At 71.2% G+C, this 22,340-nt stretch carries 20 protein-coding genes; 16 read left to right on the forward strand and 4 right to left on the reverse strand.

The features are described from left to right. Positions 1 to 88: 88 nt before the first annotated feature. From AC5DRG_RS16375 to AC5DRG_RS16385, 3 genes are read left to right on the forward strand one after another with little or no spacing between them, the layout of a single operon-like run. Positions 89 to 1,279: an esterase/lipase family protein gene (locus AC5DRG_RS16375; protein ID WP_491811238.1), complete on the forward strand. Its 1,191-nt coding sequence runs from the start codon at positions 89 to 91 to the stop codon at positions 1,277 to 1,279. Positions 1,280 to 1,324: 45 nt separating this feature from the next. Further along, positions 1,325 to 2,044, forward strand: coding sequence for an Lrp/AsnC family transcriptional regulator (locus tag AC5DRG_RS16380; protein WP_491811239.1), 720 nt, complete (start codon positions 1,325 to 1,327; stop codon positions 2,042 to 2,044). Next, positions 2,041 to 2,235, forward strand: a complete 195-nt coding sequence (locus tag AC5DRG_RS16385) for an amidohydrolase family protein (RefSeq protein WP_491811240.1) — start codon at positions 2,041 to 2,043, stop codon at positions 2,233 to 2,235. Before AC5DRG_RS16380 ends, AC5DRG_RS16385 begins: the two co-directional genes overlap by 4 nt. 77 nt (positions 2,236 to 2,312) lie before the next feature. Here the strand turns inward: AC5DRG_RS16385 and AC5DRG_RS16390 are convergent, their stop codons facing one another. Further along, positions 2,313 to 3,554, reverse strand: a complete 1,242-nt coding sequence (locus tag AC5DRG_RS16390) for a PucR-like N-terminal domain-containing protein (protein WP_491811241.1) — start codon at positions 3,552 to 3,554, stop codon at positions 2,313 to 2,315. 3 nt (positions 3,555 to 3,557) lie between these two features. After that, positions 3,558 to 3,710, reverse strand: coding sequence for a hypothetical protein (locus AC5DRG_RS16395; protein ID WP_491811242.1), 153 nt, complete (start codon positions 3,708 to 3,710; stop codon positions 3,558 to 3,560). 183 nt (positions 3,711 to 3,893) lie between these two features. Between AC5DRG_RS16395 and pgfA the strand changes: the two genes are divergently transcribed. From pgfA to AC5DRG_RS16435, 8 genes are all read left to right on the forward strand, one after another. After that, on the forward strand, positions 3,894 to 4,883 hold the full coding sequence (gene pgfA, locus AC5DRG_RS16400; RefSeq protein WP_491811243.1) for a cell envelope lipid trafficking protein PgfA: 990 nt from the start codon (positions 3,894 to 3,896) through the stop codon (positions 4,881 to 4,883). 193 nt (positions 4,884 to 5,076) lie between these two features. Next, on the forward strand, positions 5,077 to 6,231 hold the full coding sequence (locus tag AC5DRG_RS16405; protein ID WP_491811244.1) for a glycosyltransferase family 4 protein: 1,155 nt from the start codon (positions 5,077 to 5,079) through the stop codon (positions 6,229 to 6,231). Continuing rightward, positions 6,228 to 6,977, forward strand: a complete 750-nt coding sequence (locus AC5DRG_RS16410; protein ID WP_491811245.1) for a class I SAM-dependent methyltransferase — start codon at positions 6,228 to 6,230, stop codon at positions 6,975 to 6,977. The genes AC5DRG_RS16405 and AC5DRG_RS16410 overlap by 4 nt, the downstream gene beginning before the upstream one ends. Further along, the gene (locus tag AC5DRG_RS16415) at positions 6,974 to 11,434 is read left to right on the forward strand and encodes a DUF3367 domain-containing protein (RefSeq protein ID WP_491813060.1); all 4,461 of its coding nucleotides are present in this window, start codon (positions 6,974 to 6,976) and stop codon (positions 11,432 to 11,434) included. The genes AC5DRG_RS16410 and AC5DRG_RS16415 overlap by 4 nt, the downstream gene beginning before the upstream one ends. After that, positions 11,431 to 12,759 (forward strand): condensation protein, encoded by a 1,329-nt coding sequence (locus AC5DRG_RS16420; protein ID WP_491811246.1) that lies wholly within the window; start codon positions 11,431 to 11,433, stop codon positions 12,757 to 12,759. The genes AC5DRG_RS16415 and AC5DRG_RS16420 overlap by 4 nt, the downstream gene beginning before the upstream one ends. Positions 12,760 to 12,803: 44 nt before the next feature. After that, on the forward strand, positions 12,804 to 13,721 hold the full coding sequence (locus tag AC5DRG_RS16425; protein WP_491811247.1) for a DMT family transporter: 918 nt from the start codon (positions 12,804 to 12,806) through the stop codon (positions 13,719 to 13,721). Beyond that, the gene (locus AC5DRG_RS16430) at positions 13,718 to 13,957 is read left to right on the forward strand and encodes a Trm112 family protein (RefSeq protein ID WP_491811248.1); all 240 of its coding nucleotides are present in this window, start codon (positions 13,718 to 13,720) and stop codon (positions 13,955 to 13,957) included. The genes AC5DRG_RS16425 and AC5DRG_RS16430 overlap by 4 nt, the downstream gene beginning before the upstream one ends. A 48-nt stretch (positions 13,958 to 14,005) precedes the next feature. Then, positions 14,006 to 14,572, forward strand: a complete 567-nt coding sequence (locus AC5DRG_RS16435) for a hypothetical protein (RefSeq protein ID WP_491811249.1) — start codon at positions 14,006 to 14,008, stop codon at positions 14,570 to 14,572. 129 nt (positions 14,573 to 14,701) lie between these two features. On the opposite strand, the gene AC5DRG_RS16440 is transcribed toward AC5DRG_RS16435, so the two are convergent. Beyond that, on the reverse strand, positions 14,702 to 14,986 hold the full coding sequence (locus AC5DRG_RS16440) for a hypothetical protein (RefSeq protein WP_491811250.1): 285 nt from the start codon (positions 14,984 to 14,986) through the stop codon (positions 14,702 to 14,704). 54 nt (positions 14,987 to 15,040) lie between these two features. On the opposite strand from AC5DRG_RS16440, the gene AC5DRG_RS16445 reads away from it, so the two are divergent. Beyond that, entirely contained in the window at positions 15,041 to 15,772 is a 732-nt protein-coding gene (locus AC5DRG_RS16445) for a MerR family transcriptional regulator (RefSeq protein WP_491811251.1), read from the forward strand. 6 nt (positions 15,773 to 15,778) lie between these two features. Here AC5DRG_RS16445 and AC5DRG_RS16450 read toward each other — a convergent pair whose 3' ends face one another. Then, entirely contained in the window at positions 15,779 to 16,651 is an 873-nt protein-coding gene (locus AC5DRG_RS16450) for an ATP-grasp domain-containing protein (RefSeq protein ID WP_491811252.1), read from the reverse strand. 148 nt (positions 16,652 to 16,799) lie between these two features. On the opposite strand from AC5DRG_RS16450, the gene AC5DRG_RS16455 reads away from it, so the two are divergent. From AC5DRG_RS16455 to AC5DRG_RS16470, 4 genes are all read left to right on the forward strand, one after another. After that, on the forward strand, positions 16,800 to 17,867 hold the full coding sequence (locus AC5DRG_RS16455; RefSeq protein WP_491811253.1) for a MerR family transcriptional regulator: 1,068 nt from the start codon (positions 16,800 to 16,802) through the stop codon (positions 17,865 to 17,867). 145 nt (positions 17,868 to 18,012) lie between these two features. Then, positions 18,013 to 19,380, forward strand: a complete 1,368-nt coding sequence (locus tag AC5DRG_RS16460) for an SLC13 family permease (RefSeq protein WP_491811254.1) — start codon at positions 18,013 to 18,015, stop codon at positions 19,378 to 19,380. A gap of 84 nt (positions 19,381 to 19,464) precedes the next feature. Further along, on the forward strand, positions 19,465 to 20,928 hold the full coding sequence (locus AC5DRG_RS16465; protein WP_491811255.1) for an acyl-CoA synthetase: 1,464 nt from the start codon (positions 19,465 to 19,467) through the stop codon (positions 20,926 to 20,928). Beyond that, on the forward strand, positions 20,921 to 22,285 hold the full coding sequence (locus tag AC5DRG_RS16470; RefSeq protein ID WP_491811256.1) for a carboxyl transferase domain-containing protein: 1,365 nt from the start codon (positions 20,921 to 20,923) through the stop codon (positions 22,283 to 22,285). Before AC5DRG_RS16465 ends, AC5DRG_RS16470 begins: the two co-directional genes overlap by 8 nt. Positions 22,286 to 22,340 lie beyond the last annotated feature (55 nt).

A 22,340-nucleotide genomic window follows, 5' to 3' on the forward strand; every position in this document is an offset into this window, starting at 1 on the left:
AACCCTCGGCCGCTCCCTAACCCGCCTCCAACTCCCACCCGGAATAGGCGACGACCACCCAAACGACGGCGTCGAACCGGTAGCCCTAATGCCGGACCTCCACCTAATCCCCGGCATCTGGACCCCTGTAAAGGGCTACGACGTCCTCCTGGCCCGCCTCCGCACCCTCGGCTACCGCGAAAGCACAGCCCACCCCGACGCACCCCCCGCCAACCTCCTCCCTTTCCCCTACGACTGGCGCCTCTCCAACCGCTACAACGCCCGCCGCCTAGCCACCACCGTCGAACCGGCACTGGCCCGCTGGCGCGCCCAAGGCGGCCCCTACTCCGACGCCCGCCTGACCTTCGTATGCCACTCAATGGGCGGCCTCATCGCCCGCTGGTACATCGAGAAATGCGGCGGCGCCGAACTCACCCACAAACTCATCACCTTCGGCACCCCCTACCGAGGCGCGGCCAAAGCCCTGGAACAACTGGTCAACGGGGTCCAGCAGAAAATCGGCCCCCTCTCCGTCGACCTGACCGCCTTCGCCCGCAGCATGCCCTCCCTCCACCAACTCCTCCCCGAATACGCCTGCATCGAGAACCCGACAAATCCAGGAACCGCCCTCGCCAAAACCACCGAAATGGCCGTCCCGGAACTGAACACCGCCCAAGCCGCCGACGCCATGCGCTTCCACACAGCCCTCTGCGAAGCCGAAGCCGCCCGCCCCGCCTCCCTGACCTCCACCCACGCCCTGGTCGGCATCCACCAGAACACCCCCACCACCGCCCAGATCAAAGACGGCCGCATCACCCCCCTCACCACCTACACCACGAAAGCCCTCTTCGGAGACGGCACCGTCCCCATCGTCGGCGCCTGCCGCAGTGACGTCCCCATGGACAGCCCCGCCCTCCGCCGCATCCCCGACCAGCACGGCAACCTTCAGCGCAACCCGGCCGCACTCGACGAACTCGAAGGCATCCTCACGGCCACCGACATCGTGGTCCGCGCCCCGGAAACCGCCCACCTGCGCCTGGACGTCCCCGAACTCATCACCGCCGGGCAGGACCTGCCCATCCGGCTGACAACAGTCGACGGCGCGAAGGCAGCCGTGCGGATCACCATCTCCAGTGAGGCCGGCCGACTCGAAGAGGCCCGTGTCGTCATGGCGGGAGCTGACCCCGTAGAAGCAGCCTTCGACGGCCTTCCCCCCGGCGCCTATACGGTCAACGCAACGGGCACCACGCCCGGCTCGCGCATAGCCCCGGTCAGTACCGACACCCTCGTGTGGGACTAACCGGCACGCGCCCTCCCTTTCAGTTCCGTCGTGCAGGATGACGCCATGACGGACATGGAGGCGATCCCCGACGGCCGGAATGGGGCGGCGGGTGGCCCGTTGGACGAGATGGATCTGCGGGTGGTCAACGCATTGCAGGTCGCGCCTCGGGCGCCTTGGAGCGTTCTCGCCCGTGGGGTGGGTGCCGATCCGGCGACCGTCGCGCGGAGGTGGGAGCGGTTGCGGGAGCGGGGGCTTGCCTGGACGGCCGTTTATCCCGGCATGCTCACCGGGGTGCCCGGGGCGTGTGTGGACCTGGTGTGTGAGGCGGGGCGGCTCGACGAAGTCGCTCGGGTGCTGGCCGGAGACCCGGAGTGCGTATCGCTCGACATCACCTCCGGCGAGCGGAATCTGATGCTCTCGGTGCGGGCCGCTGACGAGCGCAGCCTGACCGGATACGTTCTGGATCGGGTGGCCGTACTGCCGGGGGTCGTGTCCGTGCGGATCCATCTGATGGTGAGCAGCACTGCCGAGGGCGGGAAGTGGCGGCTGCGGGCTCTCGATCGCAGCGAGGCCCACGCCGTGCGGGCGGAAGGCACCAGCCGGCCGGCCGATGCCGGTGACGTCTGTCGGCAGCCCTGGTTCTGGGAGGCGGCCGCCGCCCACGGTGACTCCTTCGCCCGCGCGGTCGCCGCCGGTGTGCGCGTCGCCATGGGCACGGACAGCGGCGTCGGCCGCACGGCGAGAATCTCGGCGAACTGCCCCTCATGGAGAAGCGCGGCGTGAGCCCGGCCCAGGTGCTCGCGGCGACCACCTCCTCGGCGGCAGACCTGCTGGGCATGGGCGAGGTCACGGGGCGGCTGCGGCCAGGGCTGCTCGCCGACATCGTGGTCGTGGACGGGGATCCGTACGATCTGGCGTCCCTGCCCGAGCGCATCCGCGCCGTGTATCAGGCGGGGCGGCGGGTGCGGGGCTGAGCCGTGACCGGAAAGACCTGAGGGGTGGGGGCGCCACGGGGCAGCGCCCCCTCCCCCCTCTCTCTCCCCCCCGTCCCTCACATCTCCCCCGCCCGCCCCCTCAACCTCTGCGCCCGCAACACCAGCTCCAGCTCGAACCGCCGATCCGGGTCATCGATCTCGTCCCCCCACAACTCCCGGATCTGCCGCAGCCGATACCGCACCGTCTGCGGATGCACCCCCAGCCTCGCCGCCACCTCCGGCGCCCCGCCCCGCGTCTCCAGCCAGGCAAGCAACGTCTCCGCAAGCCGTCGCCCATGCGTGGGCCCGCAATGAGCCAACGGCGCCAGGCACCGCAGCGCGAGGTCGTCGATCAACTCCTCCGGCTGCAACAGTACGAGCGCCTCCGTGTGCTCGGTGCAGTACAGGACCTCTCCTACGGGCAACAGTCGCCGTTCCATCAACCGCACTGCCGCTTCAGCCCAGTTGAGGGACTTCACCGCGTCGGCCAACGGCACCGGCGGACCGATCGCCCCCGCCCATCCGCTCAACGCCCGGTGCAGCAGCTCGGGTCGGCCGGCGGCGTCCGGTTCGGGCACGACCATCCGGGGCTGCTCGTACTCCATGTCGAGCAGCACCCCTTCCCCCACCGCGGGCGGCACCGCTTCCCGTGCGGGGCGGAGCAGCACTCCCACCGCGACCTTCTCGGGCAGTGGCCAGCCGATCCGGGCGGCGCGTTCGGCGAGTGCGTCGGCCAAGTCGCCGCCGCGGCCGTGGTGTTCGGCGAGCAGCAGTTCCATCAGGCGGCGCTGCAAACGCAATCGCTCGCCGGCCTGCCGGGCCGCCGCCTCCGCGTACCCGCGCACGGACTGGTCGACCAACCCGTCCAGGTACTCGTAGCCAGCGTCGACGAGTTCGTACATCGCCGGGGGCGGGATCTCAACGCGCTGGCCGATCTCGGCGAAACGGCGCCAGGCCAGTCGTACGCCCATCCGGTAGATCGCCTGGAGGGAGTCCAGGCTGCGGCCGTTGAGGCCCTCGCCGCGTCCGAAGTCCTGGAAGACGCCCGGCGGTACGGTCAGGCGGCCCTCCGCCGTCTCCAGGTGCTGGACGAAGACCTCGATGGCGCGGCGGATGCCGACCAGGGCCATCGGTTCGCCCGACTCGTCGAGGACGACCGGCAGATGGGGGTACTCGCGGCGGATCTCGCGCAGGATCTCCTCGGCGAGTTCGGGCGCCTCGGCCATGGCGATCGCCGCGAACCGGCGCACCTGGAGCCGGGGTACGTCGAGCCAGGCCGAGCGGCCTGCGACGGCCGGCGACGACCGGGCGGCTGTCACGGGTCAACTCCCTTGGCCGGCTTGCTCGTACGTGATCAGTGGTGTGTTGGGCTGCTCGGGCCTGGCTTCGAGCAGCGCGACGATGCCGAGCGCGGCGCCCACGGCGAGGGCTGCGGCGAGTACGACGGTCAGTGCGGCTGCGAGCAGTCTGGACATCGCAGGGTCGGCCTCTCTGTCAGAGCCTGTCCGGCGGTCGTCCCGACCCCCGGCGTCCCACCCCTGCCTGTCGGAGTCAGTGTCGGCAGACATTGACACTCCGTCAAGGGGCGCCTACCGTTCCCGCCCCATACCGCATATGCACCTTCCCTCGCGTCATCTCACGCCCGCTTGGAGTGCCGGATGCGCCGTACAACCTCACCTTTCTCCCTGGTCGTTCTGGGCCTGGGTGTCTTCCTGCTGGTGCTGGCCCCGCTGCTCGCCTGGTACGTGGAGCCCCGTGCCGCCGTGAACCCGATCGACATCGATCAGACCGCCGTCTACACGGGCACGGGCAGTTACTTCGACACCGGCGAGATCGAGACCGTGGACGACAAGCGGATCACGGTCACCCAGCGGGTGCGCGGCGATGTCGAGGACAGTGAGCGCAGTGGACGGGCGGCGGTGTGGGACGTGACGACGACGGTCGACACGGACGAGTCGCTGCCGGCGGCCGATCCGCACGACGCGCTGGACTTCACCCCGCACCGCTGGGTGATGGACCGCAGGACCACCAAGCCGGTGCACTGCTGCGGGGAAACCCCGTACATCGAGGGCGAGGCCTATCTGAAGTTCCCGTTCGACGTGCAGAAACGCGCCTACCGGTGGTGGGACAACTCCGGTGGGACCGTTGTCACGTTGAGTTATCGGGGTACGAAGAAGGTTCAGGGGTACACGGGTTATCGGTTCACGGGCACGGTCGATCCCGTCCGGGTCGGCACCCGGCTCGTGCCGGGCACCATCGTCGACGAGCCCGACCGGCCCCAGGTGCTGGCCGAGGAGTGGTACTCCAACCACGGCATCGAGCTGGTCGTCGACCAGGCCACCGGCCGAGTGGTGTACGCCCAGGTCGGACCGCGTCGGACGCTGCGTGCTCCCGGGTCGGAGACGGACGCGGTGGTGCTGCTGGACAGCCGGAAGCTGGCGTTCACCACCGAGACGCAGAAGACGGCGGTGAAACTGGCGAAGAAGGAGAGCGGTCAGCTGCGCATGGTGGGTCGGACGCTGCCGGTGGGGGCCGCTGTGGCCGGATTCGTGCTGACGGTGCTGGGGGGCGTTTTCGTGGCACGAGGGCGAGAACGCCGTCCGCGCCCCGATTCGTCCGAGACGCCCCAACCCGCGCTCACGATGTGACGTGACGTCAGCTCTAATAAGGCCGGAAATTGTCACTTCCGTGAGTAGCCGTGACGGACGACTGGGCGAAAACTGTCCACCCCACCCCGAGCACAGCCTGTCCACATCCTGCTCGCAGGAAGAGCTCAGAAACGCACAGAACTGGCCAACACCACACGCTGAGTTCCGCACCCTGAGACGAGTTGGAGCACCCATGCCCCAGCACGTGCCGTATTCGCTGCACGCCGCCTTCCCCCGGGCGTCGCAGCACCCCTCGGCGCTCCCCCCACAACCGCGCCGAATCGTTTTCCTGTCCCATCGGGATCTCGACAACCCGGCCGCCGGCGGCTCCGAGATCCTCGTCGACCGGCTCGCCGACGGACTGACCCGCCTCGGCCACCAGGTCACCCTCCTGTGCGGCGGCCCCGCGTCCTACCGCGACTACCGGGTCGTGTCGGCGGGCGGCCCGCTCGATCACTTCGTACGGGCCCGCTCCGTCTTCACCCGGCAGATCGGCGACTGCGACCTGCTGGTCGAGGTGCACAACGGCATGCCGTACTTCGCGCCCTACTGGCACCGCGGCCCCACCCTGTGCCTGGTCAACCACGTCCACACCGACATGTGGCGGATCCGCTTCGGCGGCACCCCGCTGGCCCCGGCCGCCGGGCTCGGGCGAAGACTCGAACACCTGGCGCTGACCGGTGCCCAGCACCGGAGTCTGCTGGTCGCCGTCTCCCCCTCGACGGCCCACGACCTGCGCGGTATCGGTGTGCGGCGGGACCGCATCCGTGTCGTCCACAACGGCGTCGAGGAGCCAGGCCCCCTCGCCGACCGTTCGCCCGAGCCGCTGTTCCTGGCGGTGGGCAGGCTCGTCGAGTACAAGCGGATCGATCTGCTGCTGCGCCTGTGGGAGCGGGTGCGGCCGGTGACCGGAGGCCGGCTGGTGATCGTCGGTGACGGGCCGGAGCGGGAGAAGCTCCAGCAACTCGCCGGCGCCGACGTGGAGTTCACGGGACGTGTCTCGGAGGCGGAGAAGCACCGGCTGCTGTGCGCGGCCTGGCTCCTGGTCCACCCGTCCGCCCTGGAGGGCTGGGGGCTGGTGGTGACCGAGGCGGCCGCCCGCGAGACCCCGACGGTCGCCTTCGACGTACCCGGGCTCCGGGACTCCGTGGTCGACGGCGAGACCGGCGTCCTCGCCCGCGGCGAGTCCTCCTTCGCGGCGGCCTGGTGCACGCTTGCCCTCTCCGGGCATCGGCGCGAACTCATGGGCAAGGAGGCCCGGGACCGGGCGGCGCGCTATCGCTGGGATCGAACAGTGAGACAGTTCCGGGCAGTTGCCGCCGAGGCGGTGAAGGGCTGGGCGCCATGACCCACCCCAACGGCACGGGTCTCAAGGATCCGTCCATACGTCGCTCGCTCACCCTCTTCCGCGCCTTCCTCCACGAGCAGGACGACCCCTCCTCCTGCTACGCCCTGCTCGCCCGCGACGCCGCCGATCAGGTCGAGGCGTACGACGGCCTCGTCGCCGGCCGTACCGTCGTGGACGTCGGGGGCGGCAGCGGGTACTTCACCGAGGAGTTCCGGCGGCGGGGCGCCCACGCCTACCTCTTCGAGCCGGACGTAAGGGAGTTGGGGGCCAAGCCGCCCGCCGGGGCCGTGATCGCGGACGGGTATCTGCTGCCCCTCTACGACGGGGTCGCGGACGTCACCTTCTCCTCCAACGTCCTTGAGCACGTGGCGGATCCGCAGACGTTCCTCAGCGAGCTGGCGCGGGTGACGCGGCCCGGCGGGCTGATCTATCTGTCGTTCACCAACTGGCTGTCCCCGTGGGGCGGTCACGAGTGGGCCCCTTGGCACTACCTCGGTGCCGAGCGGGCCCGCGCCCGCTACCGGCGCCGTACCGGGAAGCCCGCCAAGCACACCCTGGGCGAGAACCTGTTCGCCGTGCACATCGGAGCCACCCTGCGGCAGGTGCGCGCCCGGGACGACGTGAGTGTCGTCTCGGCCCGCTCCCGCTACTGGCCGTTCCTCGCGGAGACCGTCGTGAAGGCGCCCGGGATACGCGAGTTGGCCACCTGGAACCTCCTCCTCATCCTCCGGCGGTGTCCACCATGACGACGTCCACGGTCCAGGCTCCACCTCCGGCGACAGTGCCGACCACGGCGGCCACGGCGGGCCCGCCGGAGCGTCCTCGGTCGCGGCGCTGGCTGCTGGGGTTCTGGGCCGTGGTGTTCGTGCTGCTGCTCGCCGTCCATCCGGGCCGGCAGACCTTCGACACCAAGCTCGGGGTCACCGTCGACCCCGGTCAATTCCTCGCCGATCTGGGCCAGTTGTGGCATGACCGGGGTTCCTTCGGCGGGCTTCAGGACCAGTACGTCGGCTATCTGTGGCCGATGCTGCCGTTCTACTGGCTGGCCGATGCCGTACGGCTGCCCGTGTGGCTGGCGGAGCGGCTGTGGCTGTCGCTCGTCGTGTCCGTGGCCTTCTGGGGTGCGTTGCGGCTGGCCGAGCGGCTGCGCGTGGGCAGCGGCAGATCGCGGCTGCTCGCGGCCGTCGTATACGCGCTGTGGCCGGTGTTCACCATCGTCGTCGGCTCCACCTCGGCCGCCGCGCTGCCCGGCGCGTTTCTGCCGTGGGTGCTGCTGCCTCTCGTCAACGAGCGCTACAGCGCCCGCGTCGCGGCCCTGCGCTCGGTGCTGGTCGTCCCGTTCATGGGCGGTGTCAACGCGGCCTCGACCCTCGCCTCGCTGCTCCCCGTCGGGCTGTATCTGCTCTCACGCCCGCCCGGACCACGGCAGCGCAAGCTGATCGCCTGGTGGGCGCCGGGGCTGATCCTGGTGACGGCCTGGTGGTGGGTTCCCCTGCTGCTGCTCAACGCCTACGGCTCGAACTTCCTGCCCTACGTGGAGACTTCACAGACCACCACCGCCACCATGTCGGCGACCGAGGGGCTGCGCGGCGCCGGGAACTGGGTCGCGTATCTGCACTTCGGGGAGGCCTGGCTGCCGGCCGGCTGGACTGTCGCGGCCTCCGTCGTCGTCATCGTCTGCTCGACGCTCGCGGCCGGGCTCGGCCTCGCGGGCCTGGCCCGGCGGGACATGCCCGAGCGGCGCTGGCTGGTGCTGACCGTGCTGATCGTCGCGCTGTTCCTGTTCGCGGGGTACGGCGGCGCGTTCGGCGCGCCCTTCCACGGGGTCGTGCAGGACTGGCTGGGCGGCTGGCTGGTGCCCTTCCGCAACATCTACAAGTTCCAGACCGGCTTGGCCCTCGCGCTGGTCCTCGGGTTCGCCCATATCGTCGGCGTGGCCACCGACGCGCGGGGGGCGCGGCGGGTGCGCGGCCGGCGTTTCGCCCCGCTCGTCGCCGCGGTGCTCGTCCTGCCGGGGCTCGCGTGGCCGTATCTCAACGGGTCGATTCTCAACCCGGGTTCGTTCCAGGAGCTCCCCAAGTACTGGCAGTCCACGGCCGACTGGCTGGAGAAGTACTCCCCCGACTCCCGCGCCCTCGTCGTCCCCGCCACCACACACGGCATCTACACCTGGGGCTCCCCCATCGACCAGCCCCTCGACGTCCTCGCCGACTCCCGCTGGGCACAACGGGACTTCGTCCCCTTCGGCGAGCACGGCAACCGGCGCGCGATGGACGCGGTCCAGCAAGCCCTGGCGAGTGGCGGTGAAGTCCCGGGCCTGGCCGACTACTTGAGCCGGGCGGGGATCTACTACGTGGTCGTACGCAACGACCTCGACCCCGACCAGATCGGCTACCTGCCGACGACGACCGTCAGGCGCACCCTCGAACAGTCCGGCTATGAGCGGGTGATCGGCCTCGGCCCCGTCATGACCGGCGGGCGGATCGCCCACGACACCCCGCTCCAGGTCGAGGGGCTGGTTCCGCGGCAGCGGGCCGTGGAGATCTACCGGCCGGCGAGCGAGGACGTGATCCGACCGGGGCAGGCCGGGCTGACCCCGGTCGCCGACACGGCCGTAGTCTCCGGCGGGCCCGAGGCGCTGCTGCCGCTCGCCACCGAACTGCGCGGCCGGGCGGCCGTCCTCACCGGCGACAACCACCCCGGCCTCGGCACCCCGCAGGTGCAGGTGGTCGGCGACGGACTGCGGCGCGCGGACACCCGGTTCGGGCTGGTCAACGCCAACACCTCGTACACGTACACCCGAAACGAACGCAACGCGCCCGACGCCGCCCAGGACGCCGGCGAGGAACCGCTGGAGATCCTCCCCACCGAGGGCATCGCCCATCAGACGGTGGCCGAACTGCGCGGCGCCCGCTCGGTGTCGGCGTCCTCCAGCGGCAACTGGCTGTTCCACCTGCCGCAGTACGACCCGGTGAACGCCTTCGACGGCGACCCGGACACCGCCTGGGCGGAGGGCACGGTCGGCACGCCGGACGGGCAGTGGCTGCGGATCGCCTTCACCGGCACCTACACCATGCCGTCGTCCTTCGAGGTCACCCCGCTGCCGGAGGAGAGCGTGCGGCCGGCGGCGACCCGGGTGCGGGTGGAGACGGAGAAGGGGTCGGTGACCAGCTACCTGGAGCCGAACGGCACGACGCAGAGCGTCAAGGCCCCGGCCGGGGACACGAGTTGGATGAAGCTCACCATCGTCGACTCGGAATCCCGCCGCACCGGACTGACCGGCGCGGGCTTCTCCGAGATCAGCCTGCCCGACGTGCGGGTGACCCGGATGCTCCGGCTGCCGACCGACGCCGACAACTCCGAGGCCGCCGCCGAGATCGTCTCGCTGCACCGCACGGCCGACCCGACAGGGATGTCGGCGACGGGCACGGAGGTGGGGCTGCACCGCCGGTTCGACACCGGGACGGCGGGGACGTACGAGGTGAAGGCGAGCGCGGTCGCGGTGCCGGGCGAGGAACTCGACAAGCTGCTCTACGCGGTCGCCCCCGACCAGCATAACCGCATCACCGCGACCGCCGACTCGACGGCACGGCTCGGTGCGGGCCTGTCCCCGCGCAACCTCACCGACGGCGACCTGACGACGGGCTGGGTCGCGGGCGACCGGCCGACCATCCATCTGCGGTGGAACGGCCAACAGCCCATCGGGGAAGTGGTGTTGGCGCCGTCCGGCGGCCTGTCCAGCCGGGCCACGCAGGTGCAGATCAGCTCCCCGAACGGCGCGGCGATCGCGGGCGTCGACGAGTTCGGCATCGTCCGCTTCGACCCGATCACCACGGACCAGCTGGACATCACCATCACGGAGACCGCCCCGCTCACCCTGTTCAACCCCCTCGCCGACGACGACCTGCAGCTCCCGGTCGGCCTGTCGGAGGCGTACATCCCGGCGCTCGACCAGTACCGCACCCCGCAGCCGGCCGCCTCCCGCGAGTTCTCGCTGCCGTGCGGGGAGGGCCCCGAGCTGACGGTCGACGGGCAGCTGTACCAGACGAGCGCGAAGGGGACCGTACGGGATCTCACCGAGCGCCGGGCCGTCGAGGTGACCCTCTGTCAGGAATCGGCCGACAACACCGAGTTGGAGCTGACCTCGGGCAGGCACGACGTCGACGCCGGTGACGCCGGACCGCTCACCCTCACGGACGTGACACTGACGCGCGGCACGATCACGGAACCCACCCCACTCGACCGCGAGTTGACGATACGGGACTGGCTGGGCGATCGCCGCGAGGTGAGCGTCGGCTCGGGCGCGGCGACCTATCTGACGACGTACGAGAACTACAACGACGGCTGGAAAGCCACCCTGAACGGCAAGGAGTTGACCCCACTGCGGCTGGACGGCTGGCAGCAGGGCTGGCGGATCCCGGCCGGAGCGGGCGGCACGGTCAAGCTGTCGTACGAGCCGGCGGTGACGTACGACGCCGGGCTGATCGGCGGCGGCGTCGCGATCGCGGGCCTGATCGCGCTCACCCTGTGGCGGCGGCGCGCACCCAACCCCGACGAGCCACAGCCGCTCCCGGCGCCGCCCGGCCTGTGGCTCGGCACGGTCGCGCTCACCCTGGTGGCCGTCGTGATCGCCGGGTTCTTCGCGCTCCTGGTCCCGGCGCTGGCCCTGCTCGCATACCGGCGGCGCGCGTTGCTCGTACCGATCGCGTTCCTCGCCCTGGCCGGGGCGGGGGTCGCGGCGGCGATCGGGGCCGGGGAGCCGGTCGCGGCGGAGGCGGGGGCGTTCGGTCCCGCGGCTCAACTGCTGGCGCTGATCGGGTTGTTCGCGGGACTGGTGAGTGTGCGGGAGCCGGGTGCGGGCGGCGACGGCCGGGTGGCGGGGTCGGCCCTCGCCGGGGACCCGTCCCAATCCGAGGCGCCCACACAGCAGTTGCCGCGCCGGCAGCGGGGCGCCAGCCCGCTGGGTGAGGTGCCGGGGCTGCCCAGGACCTGGACGGAGGGCGCGTCCGGGCCGACCGTCTCCGCGCGCGGCCCCGGACAGCCCGAGCCCGACCCGCCCACCGCGCGCATCCCGCTCCGCAAATCGAGGTTCAGGGCGACGCCGCCCGAGGAACCCGCCGCCGCGGAGGAATCCGAAGCCAGACCGGAACCCGAAGACCCAAGGGACGACACCAGGGAAAACCCAAGGGGGGACCGCACATGACCGCGCTGGACCACCGCGCCGAACACCCCATCCGGCCTCCCGTGCGCATCCCGTTCCCCGTCGTGGACGAGATCGCCCGGCACTGTCTCCAGGACGAGGAGCCGGAGACGGTGCACATCGAGGTCCATCTGCCCGGGCACCTGGACCCGGCCCGGCTGCGCACCGCCTTCAACGAGGCCCTGCGCCGGCATCCCCGCGTCCTCATGCGGGAGGCCCCGGGCCGCTGGTACCGGCGGCACTACGAGTGGGAGCTGACGCCGGAGCCGGACGTGGAGGTGGTGAGCTTCCCGGCGCCGGACCGCGACGCCCTCAAGCACGCCCGCGACCGGGCCCTGGGCTTCGCACCGCCCCTGTCTCTGTCCCCGCCGATCCGCGTCGAGGTGGTGAACGAGGGCAGGGGCATCAAGACGGCCACGGAGACCGGCGAGCCGACCGGCACGGTCCTGTTCCTCACCATCAACCACACCGCCCTGGACGGCCCGGCGTGCCTCCGCGTCCTGGCCACCGCGGCGGAACTCTACGGCGGCCGCGAGAACGCCCCCACGACCTCGCCCGTACGTCCCCCCGAGGCACCCCGCGACCCGAACAACACCCCCTCCAACTGGTCGCCACCGGCCCGTGTGGCCCCCGGCACCCCGGAACCGTCGCCCGGCAACGGCATGCTCGTCACCGAACTCTCCCTCCCCCACCGTCCCAAGGATTCCCCCTACACCGTGAACGACCAACTCATGGTCACCACGGCCCTGATGATCGCCCACTGGAACAGGGAACACGGCGCCCGTCCCCGCCCCCTGCGCATCACCATGCCCGTCGACGACCGCCCCCGGGACGCCAGCATGCCGATCGGCAACGGCACGCGGCTCGTCAGCGTCCCCTTCGCACCGGCCGAGTTGGACCCGTCGGCGATGCCGGAACTGCTCCGTCGTACGGCCGTCCGCACCCGCGCCCGCAAGGCCGTGCCCAGCCCTCAACTCGGCCACGGTGCGGCCCTGTTGACCACCCCGGTCGTCCCCGTGACCTGGCGAGCGGCGTTCACCCGGGGGCTGCGAAGAGCGGCCGCCCCGTGGACGTCGACGACGCTGCTCAGCAACATCGGCCGGATCGCGTACCCCCTGGACTTCGGCGAGGAGGCGGGCCGTGCGCACGCGGTGTGGTTCTCGGCGCCGGTCCGGATGCCGCGCGGCCTCACCGTCACGACCACCTCCACCGCGGGCCGGCTGCACGTGGCCCTGCGCTGGTCCCGCACCCTGCTCGGCCCCGGCGACGGCGCACATCTGCGGGACCTCTTCGAGCACTACCTGCACGCGACGGAGGAGGGGACATGACCGCGTTCCCTTGGACGTCTGTACGTGAGTGAGGGAGGCAGGACATGTGGTGGGGAGTCGCGGCGGCCCTGATGGCCAACGTCCTGTACAGCACCGGATTCGTCCTGGAGAAACGGGCGTTGGCGGCTCTCCCGGAGGTCGACATCCACCGCCCGGCCCGCCTGGTACGGCTGGTGCTCGGCAGCCCGCTGTGGATAGCGGGCTCACTGTCCCTGGCGGCGGGCTTCGCCGCACAGCTCGCCGTCTACCGCACCCTGCCGATCGCCGCCGCACAGGGCATCTTCGTGTCCGGCCTGGTCCTGCTGGTCCTGCTCTCCACCCGCCTCCTGGGCGAGGAGACCACCGGCCGCGAACGCTACGCCCTCGGCGCGATCCTCGCCGCCCTGCTGATGGTCGTACTGTCCCTGAAGGAGGGCGCGGAAACGGTAAGCCGCGAGGCCCCCTACCCCCTGATCCTCCTGGTCTGCGTGCCGTCCCTGGCGGCCGGCGTATGGCTCTACGGATCCGCCGAACGCCGCACCCGCCACCGCCACCGCCTGCCGACGACGGGCGTCGAATACGGCGTGGCGGTCGGCCTGTTGTACGGGGTGAGCTCGCTGGCCATCAAGGGCGTGTCGAGCTACCTGACGACAAGTGGCCTGGCAGACGCTCTAGTTGGACTACTGCGCTCCCCGTACCCATATCTTCTGCTGTTCACGGGCGCGTTCGGCCTGGTCATGTCGCAGGCGGCGCTGCAACGCTGCCGGGCCTCCCTGATCGTGCCGGTCTGTACGACGGTGACCTGCCTGTTCACGGCGGTGCTCGGCACGATGTCGTTCGGCGAGGCACTCCCCCAGGACCCCCTGCGCCTCGCCCTTCGCCTGGCGGGCACGGTGCTGGCGGTGGCCGTGCTGCTGACCATGCCGAAGCATGATGCGACCCCCCAACAGCCCATCGCCGCCAAGGAGTTGACCACCCCATGAACCCCGACGACCCCCTGCTGAAGATCCTGGCGTGCCCGCTGGACAAGGGGAGACTGCACCTGCTCGCACCTGTGCCGGTGGCGGACGAGTCGGTGTCGGCGCGGGAGGCGCTGTACAACCCGAGACTGCGTCGCCGTTACCCGATCGTGGACGGGATTCCGCAGTTGCTGCCGTCGTCGGGGGTGCAGGTGTCTGAGGACGAGCACGAGGAGTTCGTAAAACGGATGACGCCGTGACGGAAGGACGGGAAGGCGAGAGAGCGGCCGGGCGACGATGATGGCCCCATGCCCTTCAACACCAACGACTTCCAGCTGGTGCTGCTGCGCCGTATGGCCGACCACAACCCCGATCTGGTGGAGGACGCCCGCCACGAGCTCGGTGTCTCCATCGCGGACATGCGCGAGGCCAACAAGCGTTGGCAGGCCATGCTCCACTCCCCACGGGCCCGTGCCGCGGCCTCCCGGTACCGCTCGATCCTGGGCACCCCGGAGTCGGTGACCCCTCGCAAGATCGGCGACCTGGAGTGCGAGGCCTGGCACTGGCCACTCCCCCTCTGGCCCGACCTCCGCTTCGAGGTGCTGGTCGCCCCCAACGGCCAGGCCTGGAACGAATGGCTCGTCCGAGCCCCAGGCGCCAAGGGCCCTGACCTGCGCACCCTCGATGACCTGACCCCCTGGTCCTGCACGGTCGACGAAACGGCCCACGCCTTCGCCCCCGCCCGCCCACTGGAGGGCACGGCCCCGACCCGTTGGGGGCTGGCGTTCACGGCTCCGGACGGGCAGGGGGTGCGGCGGAAGGTCGTGGCCGAGTTCACGTGGGGGTTGTTGCAGAGGACGGCGGTCGACGGCTAGCGGCTGGGCCCGCCCGTGGGGTTCAGTCCCGGCGATTGGCCCCTTTGGGCCAGGCTGCGAGGGGAAAGCCGCAGGTCGGCCGCCGCCGACGTGGTCCAAACGCTCCGATCACCCCGGCTACCGGCGCCGCTAACGATGCTCGTCGGTCGTTGCCTTCAGCAGCCGGTCCAGCTCCTTCCCGGCCTCCTCGTACCCTGCGTCGGAGATCCGTTGCAGCTCGCGCAGGTCGGCGGTCGCGGTCGCGCGTCGGGTGAGCAGGAAGCCGGCGTGCATGGATCCCTCGTCCAGCAGCTCGCTCAGCTCCCCGAGGTCGGCGGCCGCGTCGGCGAGGTCGGCCAGCCGGTCCAGAGCCGTCTCGTTGCCCTCGTCTGCCAGCTCGCGCAGAGTCTCCCGATCGAAGTTCATGTTCGCCATGACGCCATGCTGCAACCCTGCCCCTGGGGAAGGGTCAAGTGGAAGGATCGCCAGGTGATCACCATCGGGCAGCTGGCCGGCTACGTCGGAGTGTCGATCAAGACCATCCGCGTCTATCACGACAAGGGGCTGCTCCCTGAGCCCGACCGTGACGCGTCCGGCTACCGCCGGTACGGCGCGAACGACGCAATCGACCTGATCAAGATCCGGACGCTCGCCGAAGCCGGCGTCCCGCTGGCACGTATCCGGGAACTGAGATCAGGGACCAACGAGGAGTTCCAGCAGGCGCTGCGCGAGATCGACGACGAGCTCACCGCCCGCATCCGCGGCCTGCGGGCAACGCAGGGGCGTCTGCGCCGACTCGCCGCCGGACAGCTGTCGCCGCTGCCCGCCGAGGTCGGCGCCCACTTGGAGGACCTGGCCGGCTGGGGCTTCACCCCGCGCTGGGTGAACCTGCAACGCGACCTGTGGATCCTCGTGTTCGCCACCCACCCCGACCATGCGAGCGCCGCGTTCCACGACCAGACCGAGATCCTGTCGGACCCAGCTCTACGCCGACTCTTCCTCGCCTACGACCACGCACACGACCTCAACCCCGACGACCCCGCCATCGACGACCTCGCCCGCCGAATCGCCGAGGCACATCGAACACGCTACGGCCCCGACGAACCGCCCCAACCGAACACCGGCTCCGAGATCCCCGCCCTCATCCAGAGCACGGTCAACGCCTCGTCCCCGGCATGGCAGCGACTCGACACACTCATCCGCGCACAACTGGAGGCGTGAACCGGCCTAACGGCTCGCCGCCGCCAAAATCGCCTCGCTCGCTCCCCGCACCGACCCAGGATGCAGGAAGAGAAAGAAGTTCGGCTCGACCAGCTCCAGTTCCATGACCCGCGGCTCCCCGTCCTCTCCGTCGACGAGGTCCACGCGCGCGTACAGCAGCTCGGGCGCATCCGGTACGGCGGCCAACGCGCGTTCGGCGACGGAGAGTTCGGCCGGGGTCGGGGTCCAGGGCTCCAGGTTCGGGTGGGCCACCCGGGCGTCGTCGTAGGCCGTCCCCGGCGCCAGTACCGCGCCCTTCCGGCTGGCGTGCAGGAAGCTCCCGCCGACGAACAGGAGGGCACGCTCGCCACTGACGTCGATTCCGGAGACGTACGGCTGGATCATCGCGGTGAGCCCCTCGCTGTGCATGCGCGCGAGGTGTCGTACGGCCGTCTCGGGCTGGTCGGGTGTGTGGCGGGCGGCGAGACGGGAGCCGGCTCCGGAGGTGGGCTTGATGACGTACTCGCGGTCTTCGGGCAGGTCGACCGCGTCCCCGGGAGCGACATACCGCGTCGGCACGACGGGCACGCCGGCCGCCGCCAGCTCCCCGAGATACCGCTTGTCGGTGCTCCAGCGCACGACGCCGACGGGATTGGCCAGCCGCGTCGCCTTCCCGCACCGCTCGGCCCACGCCACGAACTCCTCCGCCCGCCAGCTGTAGTCCCAGGTCGACCGGATGACAGCGAGATCGAACCCACTCCAGTCCACGTCCTGGTCGTCCCAGCACACGGCGACAGCATCGGCACCCGCCTCCCGCAACGCCGCCACCAGCACCGGGAGGTCGACGTCCTTGTGCGGTTCCGTTCCGGGGTCGTAGGTGACGAGGGCGATGCGAGGCACGGCGGACTCCAGGTTCGTACGGCGGGTGGCTGCGGGTGATCGATCCGGTCGCAGGTTACGCACTTCCACCGCAACCGCGGCAACCGAATTGACCTTCACCTTCGGGGAAGCCCCAGCATCGGTGGCAGGGAACGAACGAGGAGCTCACATGGAGTGGCTGACCATCGGCGCCTTCTCGAAGGCGTGCCGACTGTCACCGAAGGCGCTACGGCTGTACGACGAGCTGGAACTGCTGCGTCCGGCACGGGTCGACCCGGACACCGGATACCGGTACTACGCGATCGGCCAGCTTGAGCAGGCCCGGCTGGTGGCGTGGCTGCGACGGCTGGCAATGCCGCTGGCCCGCATCCGCGAGGTGTGCGCCCTCGAACCCACGGCCGCCGCCCGGGAGATCCGCGTCTACTGGGCGCGGGTCGAGGCGGAGACGGCCGTACGGCGGGACCTGGCCGCGTTCCTGATCGACCAGCTGACGACTACGACTGCACCGAGGAAGGACACCACCATGCTCGAACTGCGTTACTCCGCCCACTCGGACCCCGGCCGGGTCCGCGCCCAGAACCAGGACACGGCGTACGCGGGCACCCGGCTGCTCGCGGTCGCGGACGGCTTCGGAGCGGCGGGCGCGCCCGCGAGCGGCGCCGCTGTGGAGGCGCTGCGGTTCCTGGACACCGACGAGCTCCCCGCGGGCAACGTCCTCAACCTCCTGGACGAGGCGGTGCGGGGTGCGACGGAGGCGGTCCGGGACGCGGCGCGGGACGACGAGGAGGCCGGCACGACACTGACCGCCCTCATCTGGACGGGCTCCCGGCTGGCGCTGGTGCACATCGGCGACTCCCGCGCGTATCTGCTGCGCGGCGGCGGCCTGTTCCGGATCACCGACGACCACACCCTCGTCCAGTCGATGGTCGACGAGGGCCGGCTGACCCCCGAGGAAGCGATGTCCCACCCCCAGCGCGCCCTCCTCCTGAAAGCCCTGACCGCCGGATCCCCCACGCCTCCGGACCTCCGCCTCCACGACGCCCGTCCCGGGGACCGCTACCTCCTCTGCTCGGACGGCCTGTCGACAGTCGTCCCCGAGGACCACCTCCGCCGGCTCCTGGTCTCGACCCCCGCCCCGGACGAAACGGTCCGCGCACTCGTCGCCGAGGCGAACGCCGCCGGCGGCCCGGACAACGTCAGCTGTGTGGTCGCGGACGTGGTGGAGGCGGCCGCGTAGGGGACTTCTCGCGACGCCGGTGAGGACGAGGCGCCTCGTCTGAACCGGCGCCCGATCGGCTCTCGACGGCACCCTTGACGCCCCAGCCTGTCATGCCCACGCTAGCCCCACTCAACCGCTCCGGGACCCAACGACGGGAGCCCGTATGTCCCCCGAACTCATCTCGATCCTCGTCCTCGCCGTGGTGTTCGTCATCGCCACCACCCGCTCCGTCAACATGGGCGCGCTCGCTTTCGCCGCCGCCTTCGCGGTCGGTGAGCTCGTCGCCGATCTCGACGCGGACGGCATCTTCGCCGGGTTTCCCGGCGATCTCTTCGTCGTCCTCGTCGGCGTCACGTACCTCTTCGCCATCGCCCGCGCCAACGGCACGACCGACTGGCTGGTGCACGCCTCGATACGGCTCGTTCGCGGGCGGGTGGCGCTGATCCCCTGGGTGATGTTCGCGCTCACCGGCACGCTCACGGCGATCGGCGCGGTCAGTCCGGCCGCGGTCGCGATCGTCGCGCCGATCGCGCTGAGCTTCGCCGCGCGGTACGGGATCAGCCCGTTGCTGATGGGCGCGATGGTCGTGCACGGCGCCCAGGGCGGGGGTTTCTCCCCGATCAGCATCTACGGCTCGATCGTGAACGGCATCGTCGAGCGCGAGAAGCTCCCCGGCAACGAGATCGCCCTGTTCCTGGCCTCCCTGGTCGTCAACCTCGTCATCGCGAGCATCCTGTTCGTCGCCTTGGGCGGGCTCAAGCTGTGGGCGCAGGGTTCGGTATCGACGGACGGGGACGGCGGGTCTTCCTCATCCCAGGGCACGTCCTCCAAGGGCGAGGGTCCGGGTACTCACCCGGACACCGGCGGTACGTCAGGTGCCACCCCCACCACCACCGCCGTAGCCACCCGCACCCCCACCGAACCCGGCACCCGTCTGACCCCCGCCCGCATCGCCACCCTCACTGCCCTGGTCGCGCTCGTCGTCGCCGTGCTCGCGTTCGACCTCGACACCGGGCTCACCGCGATCACCCTCGCCGTACTGCTCAGCACGGCCTGGCCGGAGGACAGCCGCAAGGCGGTCGGCCAGATCGCCTGGTCGACGGTGCTGTTGATCTGCGGTGTCCTCACCTACGTCGGTGTCCTGGAGGAGATGGGCACCATCACCTGGGCGGGCGAGGGCGTCAGCGATATCGGCGTCCCGCTCCTGGCCGCGCTGCTGCTCTGCTACATCGGCGGCATCATCTCGGCGTTCGCCTCCTCCGTGGGGATCATGGGCGCGCTGATCCCGCTCGCGGTGCCGTTCCTGGCGCAGGGCGAGATCGGGGCGGTCGGCATGGTGGCGGCGCTCGCGGTGTCAGCGACGGTCGTGGACGTGAGCCCCTTCTCGACGAACGGGGCGCTGGTGCTGGCCGCCGCTCCGGACGTCGATCGTGAGCGTTTCTTCCGGCAGTTGATGATGTACGGAGGGATGGTGGTCGCGGTGGTGCCGGCGGTGGTGTGGCTGGTGCTGGTCGTCCCCGGTTGGGGGTGACGTCCCGGGCGGGTGACACTCGTCGAGTCACCCGCACCACCTGGACCCGCTGGACCTGCTGACGGACGACAAGGAGTACGACGCGTGCCTTCTCTCTTTCCGGCCCTCACCGACGGTCCGGGCGAGCGCATCGCCCTGCGGTTCGGCGCCCGTTCCCTGACGTACGCGGAGCTGGCCGCCGCGGCCGGTTCACTGGCGGACCGTATCGGCGGTGCGGGCCGGGTGGCGGTGTGGGCGACACCGGCGCTGGAGACCGCCGTCGCCGTTGTGGCCGCGCTCCAGGCGGGCGTGGCCGCCGTACCGCTGAATCCGAAGTCGGGCGAGAAGGAGCTCGGGCACATCCTGTCCGACAGTGCGCCGTCGGTGGTGCTGGCGGCTCCCGGTGATGAACTACCTGCTGCCGTACGGGATTTGGAGCGCATCGACGTCGACGTACGCGCCGCCGGACCAGTAGCCGATGCCGATGCCTCCCGTGCGGGCGACGAGGCCCCCGCCCTCGTCGTCTACACCTCCGGCACCACCGGCCCACCCAAGGGTGCCGTCCTCCCGCGCCGGGCCGTCGCCGCGACCCTGGACGCGCTGGCCGACGCCTGGCAGTGGACCGGCGACGACGTGCTCGTGCACGGGTTGCCGCTGTTCCATGTGCACGGGCTGGTGCTGGGCGTGCTCGGCCCGCTGCGGCGCGGCGGATCGGTGCGCCACCTGGGCCGGTTCGACACCGAGGGCGTGACGCGGGAGCTGAACGACGGCGCGACCATGCTGTTCGGGGTGCCGACGATGTACCACCGCATCGCGGAGGCACTGCCCGACGACCCCGGGCTGGCCAAGGCGCTCGGCCGGGCGCGGCTGTTGGTCTCCGGTTCCGCCGCGCTGCCCGTGCACGACCACGAGCGGATCGCGGCCGCGACCGGGCGGCGGGTGATCGAGCGGTACGGCATGACGGAGACGCTCATGAACACGAGCGTGCGCGTGGACGGTGAGGCCAGGGCCGGGACCGTCGGACTTCCGTTGCCGGGCGTCGAGTTGCGCCTTGTCGAGGAGGACGGGACGCCGATCACGTCGTACGACGGTGAGAGCGTGGGCGAGATCCAGGTGCGCGGCGCCAACCTGTTCACCGAGTACCTCAACCGGCCCGACGCCACAGCCGCCGCCTTCACCGCCGACGGCTGGTTCCGCACCGGGGACATGGCCGTGCGCGATCCCGACGGGTACGTCCGCATCGTCGGCCGCAAGGCAACCGACCTGATCAAGAGCGGGGGTTACAAGATCGGGGCCGGTGAGATCGAGAACGCGCTCCTCGAACACCCGGGGGTGCGCGAAGCCGCCGTCACCGGGGAGCCCGACGCCGATCTGGGCGAGCGGATCGTCGCCTGGATCGTCCCGGCGGATCCCCAATCACCGCCGGGGGTCGAGGAGTTGGCCGATCACGTGGCCCGGCGGCTCGCCCCGCACAAGCGGCCACGCGTCGTCCACCACCTCGACTCCCTCCCCCGCAACGACATGGGGAAGATCATGAAGCGGGCGCTGGGCAGCGACAGCCGTGCCTGAGCCGCGCCGCCTGTCCGCCCGCGAGACCATAGCCCTCGTCGCCGACGAATTCCGCCAACTGCCCACCCCCACAAGGGAGTCCCAGGGGGATTCCCATAGTCGGTCGAAGCCCGACGGGCCCCTCTCCTGGCAGGGCTACGACGCCTCGCGCGCCCGCGCCGCCGCGCGCACCGGCGAGGAGGAGTCCGTCGTCTGCGGGCACGCGACCGTCGGCGGTATCCCGGCCGTGCTGATCGCCTTCGAGTTCGGCTTCCTCGGCGGCTCGCTGGGCGAGCGCACCGGGGACCGGCTGGAGGCGGCGTACACGTATGCGCGCGAGCACCGTCTGCCGGTCGTCCCGCTCATCGCGACCGGCGGCAGCCGCATGCAGGAGGGCATGCTCGCCCTCACCCAACTCCAACGCGTTGCACGGCAGTCGGCGCTCACCCGGGAGGCGGGGCTCGCCCAGATCGCGGTGCTCCGCGATCCGACGACGGGCGGCGGCTGGGCCACCCTGGGCGCGGGCGCCGACGTGATCCTCGCCCTGCCCGGCGCCCAGGTCGGCTTCGCCGGTTCACGGGTCCGGCCGCCCGACGCGGATCCGACGGCGTACACGGCTCAGGCGCAGGTGGCGGCGGGCGCGGCCGACGCGATCGTACGGCCGGAGGAGCTGAGGGAGACGCTGGGGGTGTGGCTGCGGCTGCTGACGGGGACGTCCGGCGAGGCGGCACCGCCACCCCGACCCCTCGGCACCGTCGACCTACCCGTCACCGGATGGGAGGCCGTCCATCGGGCCCGCTCGCCCCAACGCCCGCACGCCGAAGGCTACTTGGACACCTACTTCACCCACCGCGTCACCATCAGCGGCGACCGCTGCGGCGGCACCGATCCCGACGGCATGCTGTGCGGGTTCGGCGAGCGTGAAGGCCGTACGGTCGCGTACGCCGCCCAGACCGGGGCCGCGACCCGCCCCGCCGGCTACCGCACCGCCGCCCGCCTGATCCGCCTCGCTGACCGGCTCGGGATCCCGGTGCTGACCCTGGTGGACACCCCGGGCGCGGCCAACGACGCGGAGGCCGAGCGGCAGGGGGCCGGCGCCGCGATCGCCGACCTGTTCGTCGCGGTGGCCGCCGCACGCACTCCGGTGACGACGCTGGTGATCGGCGAGGGCGGCTCCGGCGGAGCCCTCGCCCTGGCCGCACCCGGCAACACCTGGGCCACGCCGGACAGTTACTTCTCCGTCATCGCGCCGGAGCTGGCGGCGGCCATCCTGAAGCGACCGGCGGAGGAGGCGGAGACGACGGCCGACCAACTCCGCATCCGGCCGCAGGACTTGGTGGAGTTGGGGGTGATCCGGGGCATCGTCGGAACGGCGTAGGCGGCGCCTCGTCCTGTCAGTCAGGGCAGTCAGGGCAGTCAGGGCAGTCAGGGCA

Source organism: Streptomyces sp. JLBG701, assembly GCF_058544905.1.

Bases quoted from the DNA above. Each gene is read 5' to 3' on its own strand.
- AC5DRG_RS16375 (WP_491811238.1), top strand. From the start codon at position 89: ATGCCGGACCTCCACCTAATCCCCGGCATCTGGACCCCTGTAAAGGGC.
- AC5DRG_RS16380 (WP_491811239.1), top strand. From the start codon at position 1,325: ATGACGGACATGGAGGCGATCCCCGACGGCCGGAATGGGGCGGCGGGT.
- AC5DRG_RS16395 (WP_491811242.1), bottom strand. From the start codon at position 3,710: ATGTCCAGACTGCTCGCAGCCGCACTGACCGTCGTACTCGCCGCAGCC.
- pgfA (WP_491811243.1), top strand. From the start codon at position 3,894: ATGCGCCGTACAACCTCACCTTTCTCCCTGGTCGTTCTGGGCCTGGGT.
- AC5DRG_RS16405 (WP_491811244.1), top strand. From the start codon at position 5,077: ATGCCCCAGCACGTGCCGTATTCGCTGCACGCCGCCTTCCCCCGGGCG.
- AC5DRG_RS16410 (WP_491811245.1), top strand. From the start codon at position 6,228: ATGACCCACCCCAACGGCACGGGTCTCAAGGATCCGTCCATACGTCGC.
- AC5DRG_RS16415 (WP_491813060.1), top strand. From the start codon at position 6,974: ATGACGACGTCCACGGTCCAGGCTCCACCTCCGGCGACAGTGCCGACC.
- AC5DRG_RS16420 (WP_491811246.1), top strand. From the start codon at position 11,431: ATGACCGCGCTGGACCACCGCGCCGAACACCCCATCCGGCCTCCCGTG.
- AC5DRG_RS16425 (WP_491811247.1), top strand. From the start codon at position 12,804: ATGTGGTGGGGAGTCGCGGCGGCCCTGATGGCCAACGTCCTGTACAGC.
- AC5DRG_RS16430 (WP_491811248.1), top strand. From the start codon at position 13,718: ATGAACCCCGACGACCCCCTGCTGAAGATCCTGGCGTGCCCGCTGGAC.
- AC5DRG_RS16435 (WP_491811249.1), top strand. From the start codon at position 14,006: ATGCCCTTCAACACCAACGACTTCCAGCTGGTGCTGCTGCGCCGTATG.
- AC5DRG_RS16440 (WP_491811250.1), bottom strand. From the start codon at position 14,986: ATGGCGAACATGAACTTCGATCGGGAGACTCTGCGCGAGCTGGCAGAC.
- AC5DRG_RS16455 (WP_491811253.1), top strand. From the start codon at position 16,800: ATGGAGTGGCTGACCATCGGCGCCTTCTCGAAGGCGTGCCGACTGTCA.
- AC5DRG_RS16460 (WP_491811254.1), top strand. From the start codon at position 18,013: ATGTCCCCCGAACTCATCTCGATCCTCGTCCTCGCCGTGGTGTTCGTC.